Source organism: Candidatus Bipolaricaulota bacterium, assembly GCA_021159055.1.
Lineage (GTDB): Bacteria > Bipolaricaulota > Bipolaricaulia > UBA7950 > UBA9294 > S016-54.
Map to the genome: position 1 here is coordinate 1 of JAGGSO010000046.1, position 16762 is coordinate 16762.

A 16762-nucleotide genomic window follows, 5' to 3' on the forward strand; every position below is an offset into this window, starting at 1 on the left:
CCAACTCGGAGCCGGGAGGATGAGGATATCGTTCGAGTTCGCCTCCGGAACAGGGATACCGCGGGTGAGGGAGTAGTCGCGACCGATGAATTCCGTAATCGGAACGCTCGGAGACTGAATCCGCTCCAGCATGGCTTGATACCACGCATCCGAGCTTGTCTGCACCGGATGCGCCCAGTTCGCCGGGGGAAGAGGAGCGGGTAACCCCCAGAATGAGAACACATCCTTTGCTTCCTTAGTCGCATAGTCAGTTATCGTTTGCGCATCTTCCGGCAGTGTCTGTTCCCACACGATCGCCCCGTACGGCCACGGAACGATGGTGTAGTTTGCCGCCCCGACGCAGATGCTCGATACTGCCAGAACGATCGCCGCTGCTACGGCCAGCCCTCGCTGCACTTGAACCTCCTTTCCCGTGGCAAGGTTATTATATCGCGCGACAACCGCGGGAAAACTTGTTTTCCCGAACGTTTTTCCGTTAGATAACGGCGGTGAAAGGAATGGGAAGATCCCTGTTTTCGGATGAAAAAGTTATCCCCCTCGCCGAACGGCTCCGTCCGCGCGACCTCGATGAGGTGATCGGCCAGGAGGAGATTCTGGGGGAGCACGGCGCCCTGCGCGCCCTGATCGAGCGGGGGAGCTACCGCGCTCTCCTGTTCTGGGGCCCGCCGGGGACGGGAAAGACGACGGTGGGGAGGATCATCGCTGCCCGGTCCGGCGCGCGGTTCGTCCACCTGTCCGCCGCCCTGTCCGGGGTGCGGGAGGTGCGGTCGGTCCTCGAGGGATCGCGGCGGCGGTTCGAGCTCGAGGGGCGGCGCGATCTCCTGTTCCTCGATGAGGTCCACCGGTTCAACCGCGCCCAGCAGGACGTCCTCCTCTCCTACCTCGAGGAAGGGAGCGTCCTGTTCATCGGGGCGACGACCGAGAACCCGTCCTTCTCCCTCACCTCCGCCCTCCTCTCCCGCTGCCAGCTATTCTTGTTCCACCCCCTCTCCGAGGACGACCTGCGTCGGATCATCCGCCGCGCCTTGGCCGATCCGCGTGGCCTTGGGGGCCGGTACTCCCTCTCCCCGCAGGCGGAGGAGATGCTCATCGCCTTCTCCGACGGGGACGCGCGTCGCGTCCTCACCGCCCTCGAGACGGCGGCTGCGATCACCACCGGGGCGGAGATCGGGGTAGCGGAGATTGAACAGGCGCTGCAACGCAAGGCGCTCCGCTACGACCGGGCCGGTGAAGAGCACTACAACCTGATCTCTGCGTTCCACAAATCGATCCGCAACTCCGATCCCGACGCGGCGCTGTATTGGCTTGCCCGCATGCTCGAAGGAGGGGAGGACCCGCGGTTCATCGCGCGGCGGCTGATCCGCATCGCCTCCGAGGACATCGGGCTCGCCGATCCGCAGGGGCTTGAAATCGCAGTCGCCGCCGCCGAAACTGTGGATCGCGTCGGGCTGCCGGAGTGCGACCTCGCCCTTGCCCAGGCGGCGGTGTACCTCGCCGCGGCGCCGAAGAGCAACGCGCTCTACGTGGGCTTGAACGAGGCGAAGCGCGATGTCGCGGCGCGGCCGAACGAGCCGGTCCCGCTCCACCTTAGGAACGCCCCGACGCGGCTGATGAAGGGGATCGGCTACGGGGATGGGTACAAGTACGCCCACGACTTCCCGGACGGGGTCGCCCCGATGGAGTGCCTCCCGGCGGCGCTCCAGGGGAGGCGCTACTACCGCCCGACCGGACGCGGGCGGGAACGGGAGATCTCAACCCGGTTAGAGGAGATCAGACGAAATAAGGAGAAAAAATGACGGACGAGTACGAGGTCGAACTGATCGATTACCTGCGCGTGATGTGGAGATGGAAGTGGCTCATCCTTGTGGTCCTTGCGATCGGGGTCACGGTCGCTGCTGTGGTCAGCTTCACCCGACCCGACCGTTACGCCGGGACCACGGAGTATGAGCTGGAATGGTTCGGAGCCACGTTGGGCCTTCCTGCGCCCACCGCCGCCGACTTGGTACACATAGCCGAGACGGATTCCTCATCCGAGATCGGGGCTGGGCTCTCCCTTAGTGCAAAGGAGGACAACTCGAGCAGCAGAGGAGGTAAGATCAGCGTGACGATCTCCGGCGCTGTTGCCCCGGAGAGGATCGAAGATGCGTTCGAGACAGTAACTTCTGCACTTCGGTCCGGAGTGGAGAAGACGGTAAAGGACGAGATACAACGGACGACCATGCTCGCCGCCGGGCAGAAGGAGCAGCTGACCAAGCAAAAGGAGCTACTGCTACAGGAGATGGAGAACGCTACCTCTTCCGATCTCTCCTCCGCGCTGGCGGAGCAAGTTGCGGCCCTCTCGTTGAAGCTCGCTCAGGTTCAGGTCCAGCTGGAAGGGCTCCGCTCCCTCGATCCGTCCGCCCTGTTCGTGGTGGAGAGGACCGGAGAAGTGGCTATATCCCGCGTCGGCCCCCACCGCGCGATGAACATCGCGGTGGCGGCGGTCCTCAGCGGATTTGTGGGGATCCTCCTTGCCTTTTTCCTCAACTACATCTTATCCTACCGCAAGAATGAGGTCACTTCTTGAGCTTTCGCTCCTCCCGGTCGAGGTACTGGATGATCGCCTCCACCACGAGGTAGTTGATCGAGCGCTCCTTCTGTTTCGCGAGCTTGGTCAGGCGCTCCACCGGGTTCTTGTCCATCTTGCTTTTTGGAATGTAGATTGATAAGGTATTTACCCTGTTGACCATATTGTTCACCTCCTTTCACACTTATTTACTATACTACAATAAGAAGCGGTTGACAAGAGGAAAGAGAGGAAAATATGAGAAAGCGGATCCACGGGACTGTCTCCGGACGGGTGCAGGGGGTGTTCTTTCGCGCCACCACCCGGGATCGAGCGCGGGAGCTAGGGCTCTCTGGCTGGGTGCGGAACCTCCCCGACGGTAGGGTGGAGTTCGTCGCCGAGGGGGAAGAACAGGACCTCCACGAGCTGATCTCGTTTCTGCGCGTTGGCCCACCCGGGGCGCGGGTAGACGATATCGAGCTCGAATGGACCGATCCCAAGGGGGAGGAAGGGTTCTACATCCGCGGCTAGGACTTGTACTTGTAGCGCTTGATGTCGAGCTTGACGCTCTTCTCGAACGGTTCGTCCACCAGGGTGACCAGGTCCTTGTATTTTATCCGCTTGAACACGGCGAGGTTTTCGCTCTTCTCCTTTATCCGCTCCCAGATCAGATCGAGCGCTTTGTTCGAATCCGTGATCCCCTGTTCCTTGAGCACGGTCCAATTGGGGTATACCTTCGCCGCCACTGCCGGCGCCCCCTGGCGAACGTCCTCGTAGACCATGATCTCCTCGATCTCCGGGATGGTGGATAGCTCCCACTCGATCTCCTCGGGATAGACGTTCTTCCCGGTCTCGAGGACGATCACGTTCTTCGCCCGACCGGAGATGATTACCCGATCTTCCTCCATCCGCCCGAGGTCCCCGGTGTGGAACCAGCCGTCCGGATCGATCACCTCCGCCGTCGCCTCCGGATTCTTGTAGTATCCCTTCATGATGTTCGGGCCCCGGGCCACGATCTCGCCTACCCCGGATTCGTCCGGATTATCGATGCGGACCTCCACCCCGGGGAACGGCACCATCCCCGGATCGGGCGCGAACTTGTCGCTCATCGTCAGCACCGGTGACGTCTCAGTGAGGCCGTATCCCTCCATGATCCCGATCCCCATCCGCCTGAACCCCTGCGCGATCTCCTGGGGGAGCGGCGCTCCACCGGAGGTGAAGAACCGGAATCCCTTTCCGAACAGCTTGCGCTTTATGAGCTTCCCCATCAGGGTGGGGGCAGCGCGGTAGATCGCGCGCTTCACCGCGCTCGAGTTGATCGTATCCATGATGCGGGAATACAGGACGTTGTACAGCTTGGGAACCCCGAGGATGATCGTTGGGTGCGCTTTCTTCATCACCAACGTAAGGTTGCGGTCGACCGGGGCGTACGTGGTCGTTGCTCCCGCGATCAACGGGGTGATCAGGGTGATGGTCAGCCCGTAGATGTGGTACCAGGGGACGATGGTAAGGAAGTTGTCATCGGCGGACAGATCGACGACCTTGAGCACAGCAAGGGCGTTGGACGAGATGTTTCGGTGAAGGAGCATCGCCCCTTTGGCGTTCCCGGTCGTTCCGGAGGTGTACATCAGGATCGCCATATCCTCGGGAGAGACAGGGATGGTCTCCGCCGGCTTCCGCCCGAGGAGGAGGGCGTCGAGGAACAGGGCGTTCTCGGCGGCGGACCGGTCCATCGACACGATGAACAGCTCCGGCAACGACCTGGATTTGATCTCGGCGAGGGAGTCGAGCTTCAGCCCGGAGATCACCGCTCCCTTCACCTCGGCCTCGGTCAGGATCCGCTCGATCTCCCCGGTTTGCAGGTCGGGATCGAGGGGGAGTACGATCGCTCCCACCTTGAGGATGGCGAAGAACGCGGTCACCCACGCCGCGCGCGGCTTGGAAATCAGCGCGACCCGGTCCCCCTTCTCCACTCCGAGCTCCCGGAGGGCGTCTGCGAATCGCCCCGCCATCTCCCCCAACCGCTCGTACGAGATCTCGTTCAGCACCAGCCTGATCCCCCCGCCGCGCTTCCGCTCCTTGGGGATCGGCATGCGTAGAGCGATCCGATCGCGGTGTTCGCGCACCGCCCGGTCGAACAGTTCGTTAAGCGTCGGGTATTCCATTTCCACCTCGGTACAGATGGCGCTTGATGTCCATCGTGCTCGTCTTGGGGAACGGGGTATCGACAAGGATGACGTCGCTCTTGCGGCGGATCCGCTTGTGCGGGGCGAGGCGGAGCTGGCGGCGCTTGATCTCCTGCCAGATCACCTCGTGCGCGTCCTCGAGATGTCCGTCGGCTTCGAGCCGGGCCCGGTTCGGGTAGATGATCGCCTTCACCACCTCGTGTCCCTGTTCCTCCTCCCCGCGCACGAGAACCTCCTCCACGTATGGAATGCGCGACAGCTCCCACTCGATCTCCTCGGGATACACGTTCTTCCCGCTCTCGAGGACGATCACGTTCTTGGCGCGCCCCTTGAGGAATATCTCACCGTCATCGTCGATGAACGCGAGATCCCCGGTGTGGAACCATCCGTCAGGGTCGATCACCTCCCGCGTCGCCGCTTCGTTCTGGTAATAGCCCTGCATCACCGTCGGACCGCGCACAAGGAGTTCTCCCACCCCGTCGGGACGGGTATTGATCAACTTGACTTCGATCCCAGGGAGCGGCCGGCCGACCGACCCCCCTTTGGGGGAGAACGGGTCGCAGAACGACACCACCGGGGACGTCTCGGTCAGCCCGTAGCCCTCGAGGAGGCCGATCCCCAGCCGGCGAAAGCCTCTGCTCACCTTCGGATCGAGCGGGGCCGACCCGGACACGAAGAACCGCAGCTTTCCCCCGGTCAGGGATTCCTTCACCTTGTTGCCTACGAGCTTGGGGGCGAGCGCGAGCATAACGCGACCGAGGAGCCCCGTGCGTACCTGGTTCATCAGCTTCTCGTACATGGCGTGGTACAGCTTGGGGACTCCGATGAACACGGTAACTCCGTACTTGGCCAGGAACTTGGAGATCGCGCGGTACTCGTCGGTGTACAGGGTGAACGCACCGGTGTACAACGGGAGAAACAGGGAGACGGTCAGCCCGAGGATGTGATGCCATGGAGCGATGGTGAGGAACACGTCCTGTTCGGTGATCGGCATGACGGCGATGCACGCCTCGACATCGGCGGTGATGTTTCGATGGGAAAGGAGCACCCCCTTGGAATTGCCGGTTGTGCCTGATGTATAGACGAGTAGAGCGATATCGTCCTCGGATATCTCAACCGCCGGGGGGACACCGTCCTGGAGGAGCGACGAGAACGGAGTCCGTTCCCGGTCATCCAGGTCGATCAGTGTCGGGCCGTCCTTGGGGAGACGGTCGAACAGCTCCCCGGGGGCGAACACCATCTTCGCCCCCGATTTTTCCAGCAGCGTCTCCGCCTCTGGTTTGGCCAAGGTCGGATCGAGCGGGACCATCCACCCCCCGAGGCGGAGGATCCCGAGGGTGGCTGCGGCGAACCGGACGCGCGGTCGGGACATGATCGCCACTCGATCTCCCTTCTTGATCCCGAATTTCGCCAGACCGACAGCAAGACGGGCCGACAGCCGATCAAGCTCGTTGAAGGAAATCTTATCGGGTTCACCGGGATGATCCTTCGTGTTTCCCACTGCTGCCCGATCGGGGAACCGCTCCACGGTTCGGGCGAAGTATTCCGGAATAGTAAGGTAGGACAATAGTTGTCTCCCCCTGCTGAGTTTTACACCCCAGTCATTATAGGGGGTTATTGGGAAAGGTCAAAATCGGAGAGTTCGAACGTTCCGTCCGCCTTCTCCAGGACCTGCTTAACCTTGAGCTTGGCCTGATCGAGGGACTCCTTGATCGCGGCGGCGATGGTTATCCCCTTCTCGAACAGCTCGATCGCCTCCTCAAGCGGGATATTCTCATCCTCGAGTCGCTTTGTAATCTCCTCCAGCTGCTTCAGTCCTTCATCGATCTTCAACCGTTACCTCCTTCGCTTCCGAGATGATCCTCCCGTCCTCCACGATGGTTTCGAGGACATCGCCGATTCCGACCCCTTCCGCGCTGGTGAGCGGTCGTGTTTCCCCGCGCTTGCGGGTGATCGAGTAGCCGCGGGCGAGGGGGAGGCGTGGGTCGACGAGCCGCAACCGCTCGGAGAGGAGCTCCAACCGCCGTGCGCGGCGGAGGTACGCCTCGCGTGTCGCCCTCCCCAGCCCGGCGAGGCGCAGGTCGAGCCCCTGTGCTGCCGTCTCCAATCGCCGGATCGGGATGCGGAATATGTAACCGCGCAGTGTCGACTCGAGGAGCCGAGAGCTCCGCTCGAGCCTCTGGTTGATGCCGCGCAGGGCGCGGGCGACGGCTTCGGCGACGGACGCGGCGATCTCCGTCCGGTTGGGCACGGCGAGCTCGGCCGCCGCCGACGGGGTGGGGGCGCGCCGGTCGGCGACGAAATCGATGATCGTGAAGTCGATCTCGTGTCCGACGGCGGAGATGATCGGGACCTCGCACTTAAACGCGGCGCGCGCGACCCGCTCGTCGTTGAACGGGGCGAGGTCCTCGATCGACCCGCCCCCCCGGCCGACGATCAATAGATCGAGTCGGGCGACCGTGGTGCTGAACCGCTGTGCCGCCTCGATCCCGGAGATGATCTCCTCTGGAGCCTGCTCCCCCTGCACCTGGCTTGGGAACAGATAGATCTCGGCGAGGGGCCAGCGGCGGGAGATGACCGAGATGATGTCTCGGACCGCCGCACCTGTCGGGGAAGTGATAACCCCGATCCTCTCCGGAAACTGAGGAAGGGGGCGCTTGTGCTCGGGGGAGAACAGCCCCTCAGAATTGAGTTTACGTTTCAACCGCTCGAACTCCGCCTGCAGCGCCCCGAGCCCGGCCGGCTGGATGATCGAGGCCACGAACTGGTACCTCCCCCGCGGCGCGTAGATCGTCAGCCGTCCAAACGCGAGTACCTCCATTCCATCGGAGAGCGGCGGGGTCGGGAGGAGGTCGGTCCGGCCGCGGAACCGCACCGCAGAGATCTCGGATGACTCGTCCTTCAGGGTGAAGTACAGATGCCCGGACGCGGCACGTCTCAGGTTCGAGACCTCTCCCCGCAGCCAAATCGCCCCGATTCCCTCTTCGAGGAGTCGCTTCGCCGCCCGGTTCAGCTCCGACACCTTGTATATTCGCTCGTCGTTCATCACGGGGTGAGTTTACCCGCCCATGCCCGGAAAATGAAGGGCGTCTTGCACTTAGGATCCGTCTTTGCTATAGTTTTGCGCATGCGCGCGGGTGGTACGGCACGGTTTCCCTCCACTGCCCGATTGAAGAGACGGACCGATTTCAAGCGGGTCTACTCCGAGGGAAGAAGGCGAGTGGGGAGGTATTTCACCCTGTTCGTGCTCCCCACCGGAAATGAGGGACGGATCGGGATCGTGGTCTCGCGTCGGTTCGGGAAGGCAGTGATCCGGAATCGGGTCAAGCGGCAGGTGCGGGAGGCGTTCCGGCTGAATCGCCCGCGGTTTTACGGGTACGACATCGTGGTCGTCCCGCGGGAGGAGTGTAAGGGAAAGACGACCGAGGCGATCGCGCACGCCCTCGTTTCCGAGATGGAAGCGGCGGTCGCAAGCATAGAGGTGAGAAAAGATGGAAAAGAAAGTGATATATCTGACTAAGCAGGGCTACGAGCTGATGCGCAAGGAGCTCGAGCATGCGAAGAAGATCCTGTACGAGGAGATCCCGGAGAAGCTGAAGGCGTCGAAGATCAGCGGCGGCGACCTGCGGGAGAACAAGGAGTACATGTACCTGCAGAGCGAGCAACAGTACTACGAGCGCGAGGTGCGCCGCCTCACCTCGATTCTGGAAGCGGCCCAGATCATCCCCGAGGAGGAGATCGCGGCGGATGAGATCGGGATCGGCTCGAGCTTCATCCTCCAGGACATGGAGATCATGGAGAGCGGTAACTTCACCCTGGTCAGCCCGGCCGAGGTCGACCTCGAGAACGGGAAGATCTCGGTAGCATCTCCGGTGGGAAAGGCCCTGATCGGGAAGCACGAGGGCGACGAGATAAAGGTCGATCTCCCGTGGGGGACGACCCACTTCCGCGTGATCGCGATCAACAAGTGATGGACGACCCTCTGGTAAAGGCGCGCTTGGAGAAGCTCGCCCGGTTGCGAGCGGAAGGAATCGATCCCTATCCCCCCCGTGCGGTGCGGGCGGATCCGATCGGGACCATCAACTCCTGCTACTCTGAGCTCTCTTCCGAAGAGCGAAGCGGCGATCGGAAGACGGTTGCCGGTCGGATCGTCGCCATGCGCCGGATGGGCAAGGCGAGCTTCCTCGACCTGCGCGACGGGACCGGAAAGATCCAGCTTCACGCCGCCGCCGACGTCCTGGGAGAGGAGGAATACAAGCGGCTGCGGAGCTGTGACATCGGTGACTTCATCGCGGTGGAGGGAGAGGTCTTCCGCACCAAGCGCGGGGAACTGACGGTGGAAGTCGAGAGCTGGCGGTTCCTCGCCAAGGCGCTCCGGCCGCTGCCGGAGAAGTGGCACGGGTTGAAGGACGTCGAGCTCCGCTACCGCCACCGCGCCCTCGACCTGATCGCCAACGCCGATGTCCGAGAGAAGTTCGTGCACCGCTCGCGGATGATCGCGGCGCTGCGCCGGTTCCTCGACCGTCGCGGGTTCCTCGAGGTGGAGACCCCGATCATGCAGCCGATCGCTGGAGGGGCGACGGCGCGGCCGTTCGTCACCCATCACAACGCCCTCGACATCGACCTCTACCTCCGCGTCGCCCCCGAGCTCTATCTGAAGCGGCTCATCATCGGAGGGCTGGAGCGGGTGTACGAGCTGGGGAAGAACTTCCGCAACGAGGGGATCTCCACCGAGCACAACCCGGAGTTCACCACCCTGGAGATCTACGAGGCCTACTCCGACTACGAGGGGATGATGACCCTGGCCGAGGAGCTGGTCTCGGAGACCGTGGAGGAGGTACACGGTAAGTCCGTGCTCTCATACCAGGGGGACGAGATCGACTTCGCCCCGCCGTGGCGGCGGGTCGGCCTGCTCGAGGCGGTAGAGGAGGCGACCGGGATCGACGTTCATGCCGCCGATCCGGCCATGATCCTCGCCCAGGCACGCGACAAGGGGATCGAGCTTCCGGAGGGGGTGTCCCGTGGGAAGCTGATCGAGCAGTTGTTCGAGGAGTTCGTCGAGCCGCACCTGATCCAGCCGACGATCGTCAAGGACTACCCGATCGAGATCTCCCCCCTTGCCAAGCGCAAGCCGGGGAGCGACGACCTGGTCGAGCGGTTCGAGCTGTTCATCGGCGGGATGGAGGTGGCGAACGCGTTCACCGAACTGAACGACCCGCTCGACCAGCGGGCCCGGTTCGAGGCACAGGAGCGGCTGCGGGAAAGCGGGGACGAGGAGGCGCAGCGGATCGACGAGGACTTCCTGTTCGCCCTCGAGCACGGGATGCCCCCGACCGGTGGGATTGGGTTCGGGATCGACCGGTTGGCGATGCTGCTCACCGACTCGCCGTCGATCCGCGAGGTGATCCTCTTTCCCACCCTCAAGCTGCGGGACGAGGGAGGGAGGCGATGAACACCCGGGCCCGCGTCGTTCGTCTGGTCGATCGCCTGGTCGACGCCCTGATTCGCTGGGATGCTGAGACGCTGCAGGCGATCAGCGAGCATCCATTGCTCCGCCCCCTTGCCCGCGTGTTCCTCGTCGCCACCTACCTCGGGGACGGGTACCTGTGGGGCGGGCTCGCTCTCGGGCTGATCCTGTTCGGTCGGCCGATCGATCGCACCTACGTCCTGATCGGGCTTGCGATCTCGATCGTCAACATCGCAGTCTTCCGCATGTTTAAACTCATATTCGCCCGCGAGCGGCCGGTGTTCGTTGCCAATTCGCTCCGTTCCCGGATGATCGACTCTTACTCCTTCCCCTCCGGGCACGCCACCGTCTCGTTCGGACTCGCATGGATGATCGCGGTGTTCTATCCCCATCTTGGGATTCAGCTCGCCACCTATCTCGTCGCGATCACGATCGCGGTCTCGCGGGTGTACCTGAAGGAGCACTACCCCCTCGACGTCATCTGCGGTGCCATCCTCGGGTCGTTCGTCGCCGCGTACCTCGTTCCGATCTTTACTAAACTCTTTCTTTGAACTTTTCCCTCCTCATCCGGTAAAATCAAATGCGGTGCGTTGTTCCGACGCACGCGCAAGGGGGAACAATGAATCGATTCTTTTCCAAACGTGCTGCCGGCGCGAAGCGCTCGGCAATTCGGGAACTTCTTAAGCTCACGGAGAAGCCGGAGATCATCTCGTTCGCCGGGGGGCTCCCTGATCCGGAGACCTTCCCGCGCGAGGAACTGGCGCAGATCGCTGCTGATGAGCTCCGCAACCACTACGAGAACGTGCTCCAATACGGGGCGAGCGAGGGGAGTCTCACCCTGCGCAAGGCGTTCGCAAGCTGGATCAAGGGACACGGACTGAACGTCGGGATCGACGAGATGCTCGTCACCACCGCCTCCCAGCAGGGGCTCGACCTGATCGGGAAGGCGTTCATCGATGAGGGGGACGTGGTGTTCTGCGGCCTTCCCACCTACCTCGGAGCGATCCAGGCGTTCCGCCTGTTCCAGGCCGACTTGGTTGGGGTCCCGCTGGAGGAGGACGGGATGAACCTCGATGTCCTGGAAGAAAAGATCAAGCAGGCGCGGGCGGCGGGGAAGCGGATCAAGGGGCTCTACGTCATCCCCGACTTTCAGAACCCATCCGGGATCACGATGTCGCTTGCCAAGCGCAAGCGCCTCCTCGAGATCGCCCATCGCGAGGACTTCCTCATCTTCGAGGACGATCCCTATGGTCAGCTTCGGTTCGCCGGGGAGCGGCTCCCATCGCTCAAGAGCATGGATACCGATGGGCGGGTGATCCTCCTGTTCACCCTGTCCAAGATCCTCTCCGCCGGGCTGCGTCTCGCCATCCTCATCGCGGATGAGAAACTGATGGACGTGTTCGTGCGGATGAAGCAGGAATCGGACCTGTGCACCTCCAAACTGACCCAGCACCTGGCGGCCCGCTTCTTCCTCGATTTCGACATGGACGCCCATCTCGATCTCCTCCGCCGCCGCTACCGGGCCAAACGAGACGCGATGCTCGCCGCACTCGATCGCTACATGCCGGCCGAGGAGGGGATCAGTTGGACGCGGCCCGAGGGCGGGCTGTTCCTGTGGGTCAGGCTCCCGGAGTGGATCGACACCGAGGAGATGTTTCCCCGCGCGCTCGAAAGGAAGGTGGCGTATGTGATCGGGAGCGCGTTCTACGTCGACGGAAGCGGACGCAACGAGATGAGGTTGTGCTATTCCGTGGTTGACGAGGAGAAGATCTACGAGGGGATAAAGCGCCTCGCCGCGGTGGTGCGGGAGGAACTCGTCCGCCAGCGGGTCAGCGGGCCGGTGGGGTAACCGAATATCGTGGTTTCAACGCGATTGCGCTGCCAGCATTCCTGCTGGCAGCGCTTTCTCTTGCTACGTAAGAGGGCCCGACCGGCCGTTACCGCGGACCATGCTGTAGCGGCAGGCCGGGCTGATCTTTTTCTTACGTCAGGACCTCGGGAAGCCGGGAGATGAAGTTTCGCATCAGCCGAACCGTGTTCTCGAAGTCGTTCAGCCTTATCGTCGAGGTCGGGGAGTGGATGAACCGGCACGGGACGGAGACGACCCCGGACAGGATCCCCTCCCGGGTGAGGTGGATCGCCCCGGCGTCTGTCCCCCCGTAGGTGGGAAGCTTGTACTGATAGGGGATCGCCGCGGCATCCGCCACTTCCTCCAGCGCCGCGATGAGCTGGCGTGACACGATGATCGAGCGGTCGGCGACCGTGATCGCCGGGCCGCGTCCGAGCCGTACCGGCTGTGACTCCGCTGGGACCCCGGGCATGTCCGCCCCGATCGTCCCCTCGAGCGCGATCGCCAGGTCGGGATCGATCTGATACGCGGCGGTGCGCGCCCCGCGCAGCCCGACCTCCTCCCCGACCACGAACGCCAGGACGAGATCGACGTCCAGATCGTCATCCGCCAGGCGGCGCGCCGTCTCGATCATCACCGCGCACCCGGCACGGTCGTCGAACGCCTTTCCGGTGACGTATCCGTCGCTCAGCTCGATGAACGGGTAGTGGATCGTGAGCGGGTCGCCGATCCTGATCCCCATCTCCACCGCCTCCTCCCGAGAGGTCGCCCCGATGTCGATGAACATCTTCTCGAGCGGGATCGGCTGCTTCCGCTCCTCCTCGGTAAGGATATGGGGCGGGGCCGAACCGATCACCCCGTTCTGTTTCTTCCCCGATCGGGTGAGGATCTCCACCCGATGTCCGGGGACGATCCGCGCATCCCATCCTCCGATCGGGGTGAACCGCAGGTACCCCTTCTCGTCGATCCACTTCACCATGAACCCAACCTCGTCCATGTGGGCGTCGAGCATCACGGTGAAGTTCCCCTTCCCCTTCCGCACGGCGAACAGGTTCCCGAGGGTATCAACCCGAACCGAGTCCACATACGGGGAGACAAGGGCCTCGATCTCCGCCCGCACCTCGTCCTCGAACCCGGAGACCCCGAACGCGTCGGAGAGCCGCTTTAAGGAATCGATCCACTCCATACTTTCACCCTCCTCCTTTATAGGTAGGATAGTATAACCAATTTACGCGTTGACGGAAACGCCGATGCGGGTAAAATTAAATTCCCATCTAATCGCAAAAAGATGATTATTAAGGGAGGAGATATGTACGATTTAACGATCATCGGGGGCGGGCCGGCGGCGATGACCGCCGCGATCTACGCCGCCCGTAAGATGCTAAACGCGGTCGTGGTGACCAAGGATCAGGGGGGCCAGCTCCTCCTGACGCGGGAGATCGAGAACTGGCCCGGCACGATCAGCATCAGCGGGTTCGACCTCGTCCAGTCGTTCGTCAAGCACGTCGAGCGCTACGGGGTGGAGCAGCGGGTCGGCCGTCCGGTCACCGCAGTGCGGCGGGACGGGGAGGACTTCGTGGTGGAGATCGAGGGTGGGGATTCCGTCTCCGCGAAGGCGGTCCTGATCGCCACCGGGGGAAGAAGCCGGCCGCTGAACGTCCCCGGGGAAAAGGAGTTCACCGGCCGTGGGGTCTCCTACTGCGCCACCTGCGACGCCCCGCTCTTCTCCGGAAAGCCGGTGGCGGTGATCGGGGGCGGGAACTCGGCGTTCGAGGCGGTGATCGACCTTCTTCCGATCGCAACCGAGATCCACGTCGTCGACGTCGCCGATCACTGGTTCGCCGACCCGATCCTGCAGGGGCAGGTCCTCGGGGTCGACAAGGTCCATACCTACCAGCAGCACAAGGTGGTCGAGGTAAAGGGGGACAAGTTCGTGAACGGCCTGGTGATCGAGGACATGAAGACCGGGGAGAAGAAGGAGCTCCGCGTCGACGGGGTGTTCATCGAGATCGGCCTGATCCCGAACTCCGATTTTCTCACCGGGTTCGTTGAGATCAACAAGCGGGGAGAGGTCGTGGTCGACGAGGAGATGCGCACCTCGGTTCCGGGCGTGTTCGCCGCCGGAGACGTGATCAACCGGACCGACAAGCAGGTCGTGATCGCCGCCGGCCAGGGGGCGAAGGCGGCCCTGTCCGCCTATCGCTACCTGGTGGAAGGGAACCGGCTCGAGGACCGGGGGAACATCGCTCCCCCTCCTCCGCCGCCGGAGGAGAAGAAGTCCGGTCTGTTCATTCCGCCGCGCAAGGAGTGAGCGACTCTTTGAACTCCGCCCGGCCGTCCTTCCAGACGGTCGGGCGTTCTCTTTGTCACAGGAACCTGGCGGCGAACAGCGCGAATATCCCGAGTCCCCAGCAGTAATAGGCGAAATATCCCAGGCGTCCGTTCTGGAGCAGGCGCAGCAGCCAGCGCAGCGCGACGATCCCGGTCACCAGCGCCAGAAGGCTTCCCACCAGGTAGGGGCCGAGCAGGGAGATGCCGATCTGCTGCTGGTGGATCTTCAGCACTTCCATGAGCATCGCCCCGAGGATCGCCGGGACGGCGAGGAGGAATGAGAACTCGGCCGCCAGTTTCTGCTCCAGCCCGAGGAGGAGTCCGGCTCCGATGGTGAACCCGCTGCGGGAGATCCCGGGGAAGATCGCGAGTCCCTGCATCGTTCCGATGAGAAGCGCGTCCCGAATGCGCATCTCCTCAAGGCTGCGGTTGTTTGCGGCGCGACGACCGGCGAAGAACAGGAGCACCCCGGTGATCAGGAGGCTTATCCCGACGGCCGATGCGGAGGTGAACGCCTGCTCGATCTGACGCTGCAGGAGCAGCCCGATGAGGGCGGTGGGGATCGTCCCGATCAACAGCAGACCCCACAGGCGCATCCCATCGTCCCTCTCTCGGTTCGACATCCTGATTGGGACGACATAGCTCAGCGGGGCGCGCAGCAGTTGGACCACGCGGGCACGGAAGACCCACAGGACCGCGAGCAGAGTGGCGAAGTGCACTGATGCGTCGAGCAGCAGGAGCTTTTCCGGTCCCAGCTGCGGCTGTTGCCAGAACACCTGAAGCAGGACGAGATGGCCGGAGCTGCTGATCGGGAGGAACTCCGTCAACCCCTGAACGATCCCCAATACGATGACAAAGAGCCACATGCCCGCTAGCATAGCCCCGCTCGGACCGGTCCGCAACCCCTGCGGTTGTGTCCGGCATCCGGTTCGGGCTATCCTGGCATCCGGGAGGAAGGGGAAGGATGGGGCACATCGTTTCGGTCATCGTCGGGATCGTAGATAAAATGGGTTATCTCGGCATCGTGGCCGCGATGTTCCTCGAAAGCTCGTTCTTCCCGTTTCCGAGCGAGCTCGTGCTCCCGCCGGCCGGGTACCTCGCGAGCCAGGGGAAGATGGAGCTGTGGGCCGTCGTCCTGCTCGGGACCCTCGGCGCGATCCTCGGGGCGCTGTTCAATTATTGGATCTCGCTTGCACTCGGCCGGCCACTGATCCTCCGGTTGGGCCGTTACTTCGGACTCACCGAGAAGGCGTATATCCGGGCGGAGGGGTTCTTCCGCCGCCACGGCGAGATATCGACGTTCGTCGGGCGGCTCATCCCCGGCCTCCGCCAGTACATCTCGCTTCCCGCCGGGCTGGCCCGCATGTCGATCCCCAGGTTCCTCCTGTTCACCGGGCTCGGGGCCGGGATCTGGGCGAGCGTCCTTGCCCTCGTCGGTTACGTCATTGGAAACAACCAGGAAGCTGTCAGAAGCTCCCTGCACCGGATCACGATCTACACCGGGATCGCCGTCGTGATCCTGATAGGTGCCTACGTCGTCCTTTACCGCCACCGGAGGAAGCAACAGTAGGAGATTCACCCCCAGCTGAGCCGCTCCGCCGCCTTCACGGTGTTTTCCATAATCATCTTTCAATGAGAAGTCTCTTGACGCTCCGCTGCGGAAGAGGATATAACTGTCATGGAGGAATGTCCCGATGAACGAACAACCGGCCACCAAGGACGATCTGAAACAGTTTGAGGAGAGGCTCAGCGCGGAGATCAGAGCCAATGCGTCCAAAATCGACGCCAACGCCAAGAAGATCGATACTATCGTCGAGAGACTCGATGCCAACAGCAGAAAGATTGAGTCTAACGCTGAAAAGATCGAAGCGAACGGGAGAGCGATCCGACAGCTAACGCACGAGGTCGTCGAGATCAAGGCGCGGCTCGATCAGACCATCACCCGGGACGAGTTCAAGGCCTACTTCGATGAGATCATCACCGGCCAGGACGAGATGATGAAGATTCTTGTCCAACTGAACCAGGAGCGGACGGCGACGAACACGCGCCTGGACCGGGTGGAAGCCGACGTGGAGAAGAACAAACGCGACATCAAGAAGATAAAGAGCAAGTTGGCGATGCCCTGATCGTACGATCAGGGCACGTAACCACATGTATAGAATTAGGTCTTATAATCTGACAGTTAAATTACACTTAGTTTTTTATGTGTGTCATTGTAGGACCTAACCCCGACGAACGCGCAACAGCCACACCTCCGTCAAGTAAACATTCTACTTGATCAGGAGCTACCCGTCACTGTATAAAATTCAATGGTAGACCCCGCACTGTCTGCCTCTCATTCTTTGCTTCCGTCAGTAAACCTGGAAATTTTGTTAAGCTTGAGG

At 62.5% G+C, this 16762-nt stretch carries 19 protein-coding genes; 11 read left to right on the top strand and 8 right to left on the bottom strand.

Features of this window, described 5'->3' with window-relative positions; translation table 11 throughout:
* A partial coding sequence (locus J7J55_02400; protein ID MCD6141557.1) for a hypothetical protein occupies positions 1-396 on the bottom strand: 396 nt, incomplete at its 3' end.
* A gap of 101 nt (positions 397-497) precedes the next feature.
* Between J7J55_02400 and J7J55_02405 the strand changes: the two genes are divergently transcribed.
* Both J7J55_02405 and J7J55_02410 read left to right on the top strand, forming a co-directional pair.
* Entirely contained in the window at positions 498-1796 is a 1299-nt protein-coding gene (locus tag J7J55_02405) for a replication-associated recombination protein A (GenBank protein ID MCD6141558.1), read from the top strand.
* A complete protein-coding gene (locus tag J7J55_02410) occupies positions 1793-2566 on the top strand; it encodes a hypothetical protein (protein MCD6141559.1) in 774 nt (257 codons plus the stop codon). Before J7J55_02405 ends, J7J55_02410 begins: the two co-directional genes overlap by 4 nt.
* Here the strand turns inward: J7J55_02410 and J7J55_02415 are convergent.
* Positions 2556-2729 (bottom strand): ribbon-helix-helix protein, CopG family, encoded by a 174-nt coding sequence (locus J7J55_02415; GenBank protein ID MCD6141560.1) that lies wholly within the window; start codon positions 2727-2729, stop codon positions 2556-2558. The genes J7J55_02410 and J7J55_02415 overlap by 11 nt on opposite strands.
* Before the next feature lie 74 nt (positions 2730-2803).
* Between J7J55_02415 and J7J55_02420 the strand changes: the two genes are divergently transcribed.
* Complete coding sequence (locus J7J55_02420) at positions 2804-3076, top strand: acylphosphatase (GenBank protein ID MCD6141561.1); 273 nt, start codon at positions 2804-2806, stop codon at positions 3074-3076.
* On the opposite strand, the gene J7J55_02425 is transcribed toward J7J55_02420, so the two are convergent.
* From J7J55_02425 to xseA, 4 genes are read right to left on the bottom strand one after another with little or no spacing between them, the layout of a single operon-like run.
* Positions 3073-4710 (bottom strand): AMP-binding protein, encoded by a 1638-nt coding sequence (locus tag J7J55_02425; GenBank protein ID MCD6141562.1) that lies wholly within the window; start codon positions 4708-4710, stop codon positions 3073-3075. The genes J7J55_02420 and J7J55_02425 overlap by 4 nt on opposite strands.
* Positions 4691-6298: an AMP-binding protein gene (locus J7J55_02430; protein MCD6141563.1), complete on the bottom strand. Its 1608-nt coding sequence runs from the start codon at positions 6296-6298 to the stop codon at positions 4691-4693. The genes J7J55_02425 and J7J55_02430 overlap by 20 nt, the downstream gene beginning before the upstream one ends.
* A 47-nt stretch (positions 6299-6345) precedes the next feature.
* Positions 6346-6564 carry an exodeoxyribonuclease VII small subunit gene (gene xseB / locus J7J55_02435; protein MCD6141564.1) on the bottom strand — a complete coding sequence of 73 codons (219 nt, stop codon included), beginning with the start codon at positions 6562-6564 and terminating at the stop codon, positions 6346-6348.
* On the bottom strand, positions 6551-7777 hold the full coding sequence (xseA, locus tag J7J55_02440) for an exodeoxyribonuclease VII large subunit (GenBank protein MCD6141565.1): 1227 nt from the start codon (positions 7775-7777) through the stop codon (positions 6551-6553). Before xseA ends, xseB begins: the two co-directional genes overlap by 14 nt.
* A gap of 45 nt (positions 7778-7822) precedes the next feature.
* Between xseA and rnpA the strand changes: the two genes are divergently transcribed.
* From rnpA to J7J55_02465, 5 genes are all read left to right on the top strand, one after another.
* Entirely contained in the window at positions 7823-8251 is a 429-nt protein-coding gene (gene rnpA / locus J7J55_02445; protein ID MCD6141566.1) for a ribonuclease P protein component, read from the top strand.
* Positions 8223-8702 (top strand): GreA/GreB family elongation factor, encoded by a 480-nt coding sequence (locus tag J7J55_02450; protein MCD6141567.1) that lies wholly within the window; start codon positions 8223-8225, stop codon positions 8700-8702. The genes rnpA and J7J55_02450 overlap by 29 nt, the downstream gene beginning before the upstream one ends.
* Positions 8702-10183 (top strand): lysine--tRNA ligase, encoded by a 1482-nt coding sequence (lysS, locus tag J7J55_02455; GenBank protein ID MCD6141568.1) that lies wholly within the window; start codon positions 8702-8704, stop codon positions 10181-10183. Before J7J55_02450 ends, lysS begins: the two co-directional genes overlap by 1 nt.
* Positions 10180-10749 (top strand): phosphatase PAP2 family protein, encoded by a 570-nt coding sequence (locus J7J55_02460; GenBank protein ID MCD6141569.1) that lies wholly within the window; start codon positions 10180-10182, stop codon positions 10747-10749. The genes lysS and J7J55_02460 overlap by 4 nt, the downstream gene beginning before the upstream one ends.
* 68 nt (positions 10750-10817) lie before the next feature.
* Positions 10818-12047, top strand: a complete 1230-nt coding sequence (locus tag J7J55_02465; GenBank protein MCD6141570.1) for a PLP-dependent aminotransferase family protein — start codon at positions 10818-10820, stop codon at positions 12045-12047.
* 133 nt (positions 12048-12180) lie between these two features.
* Here J7J55_02465 and J7J55_02470 read toward each other — a convergent pair whose 3' ends face one another.
* Positions 12181-13233 carry a M42 family metallopeptidase gene (locus tag J7J55_02470; protein ID MCD6141571.1) on the bottom strand — a complete coding sequence of 351 codons (1053 nt, stop codon included), beginning with the start codon at positions 13231-13233 and terminating at the stop codon, positions 12181-12183.
* Between the two features lie 123 nt (positions 13234-13356).
* On the opposite strand from J7J55_02470, the gene J7J55_02475 reads away from it, so the two are divergent.
* Positions 13357-14358 carry an FAD-dependent oxidoreductase gene (locus J7J55_02475; GenBank protein ID MCD6141572.1) on the top strand — a complete coding sequence of 334 codons (1002 nt, stop codon included), beginning with the start codon at positions 13357-13359 and terminating at the stop codon, positions 14356-14358.
* Positions 14359-14413: 55 nt separating this feature from the next.
* Here the strand turns inward: J7J55_02475 and uppP are convergent, their stop codons facing one another.
* Complete coding sequence (uppP, locus tag J7J55_02480) at positions 14414-15244, bottom strand: undecaprenyl-diphosphatase UppP (GenBank protein ID MCD6141573.1); 831 nt, start codon at positions 15242-15244, stop codon at positions 14414-14416.
* Positions 15245-15342: 98 nt separating this feature from the next.
* Between uppP and J7J55_02485 the strand changes: the two genes are divergently transcribed.
* Positions 15343-15948, top strand: coding sequence for a DedA family protein (locus tag J7J55_02485; protein MCD6141574.1), 606 nt, complete (start codon positions 15343-15345; stop codon positions 15946-15948).
* Between the two features lie 124 nt (positions 15949-16072).
* Positions 16073-16504, top strand: a complete 432-nt coding sequence (locus J7J55_02490) for a hypothetical protein (GenBank protein ID MCD6141575.1) — start codon at positions 16073-16075, stop codon at positions 16502-16504.
* Positions 16505-16762: the final 258 nt, after the last annotated feature.

Excerpts from the sequence above, each read along its gene's own strand:
- J7J55_02485 (MCD6141574.1), top strand. The coding sequence starts at position 15,343 with ATGGGGCACATCGTTTCGGTCATCGTCGGGATCGTAGATAAAATGGGT.
- J7J55_02415 (MCD6141560.1), bottom strand. The coding sequence starts at position 2,729 with ATGGTCAACAGGGTAAATACCTTATCAATCTACATTCCAAAAAGCAAG.
- J7J55_02475 (MCD6141572.1), top strand. The coding sequence starts at position 13,357 with ATGTACGATTTAACGATCATCGGGGGCGGGCCGGCGGCGATGACCGCC.
- J7J55_02465 (MCD6141570.1), top strand. The coding sequence starts at position 10,818 with ATGAATCGATTCTTTTCCAAACGTGCTGCCGGCGCGAAGCGCTCGGCA.
- J7J55_02425 (MCD6141562.1), bottom strand. The coding sequence starts at position 4,710 with ATGGAATACCCGACGCTTAACGAACTGTTCGACCGGGCGGTGCGCGAA.
- J7J55_02460 (MCD6141569.1), top strand. The coding sequence starts at position 10,180 with ATGAACACCCGGGCCCGCGTCGTTCGTCTGGTCGATCGCCTGGTCGAC.
- J7J55_02470 (MCD6141571.1), bottom strand. The coding sequence starts at position 13,233 with ATGGAGTGGATCGATTCCTTAAAGCGGCTCTCCGACGCGTTCGGGGTC.
- J7J55_02410 (MCD6141559.1), top strand. The coding sequence starts at position 1,793 with ATGACGGACGAGTACGAGGTCGAACTGATCGATTACCTGCGCGTGATG.
- lysS (MCD6141568.1), top strand. The coding sequence starts at position 8,702 with ATGGACGACCCTCTGGTAAAGGCGCGCTTGGAGAAGCTCGCCCGGTTG.
- uppP (MCD6141573.1), bottom strand. The coding sequence starts at position 15,244 with ATGTGGCTCTTTGTCATCGTATTGGGGATCGTTCAGGGGTTGACGGAG.
- xseA (MCD6141565.1), bottom strand. The coding sequence starts at position 7,777 with ATGAACGACGAGCGAATATACAAGGTGTCGGAGCTGAACCGGGCGGCG.
- J7J55_02450 (MCD6141567.1), top strand. The coding sequence starts at position 8,223 with ATGGAAAAGAAAGTGATATATCTGACTAAGCAGGGCTACGAGCTGATG.
- J7J55_02490 (MCD6141575.1), top strand. The coding sequence starts at position 16,073 with ATGAACGAACAACCGGCCACCAAGGACGATCTGAAACAGTTTGAGGAG.
- J7J55_02420 (MCD6141561.1), top strand. The coding sequence starts at position 2,804 with ATGAGAAAGCGGATCCACGGGACTGTCTCCGGACGGGTGCAGGGGGTG.
- J7J55_02405 (MCD6141558.1), top strand. The coding sequence starts at position 498 with ATGGGAAGATCCCTGTTTTCGGATGAAAAAGTTATCCCCCTCGCCGAA.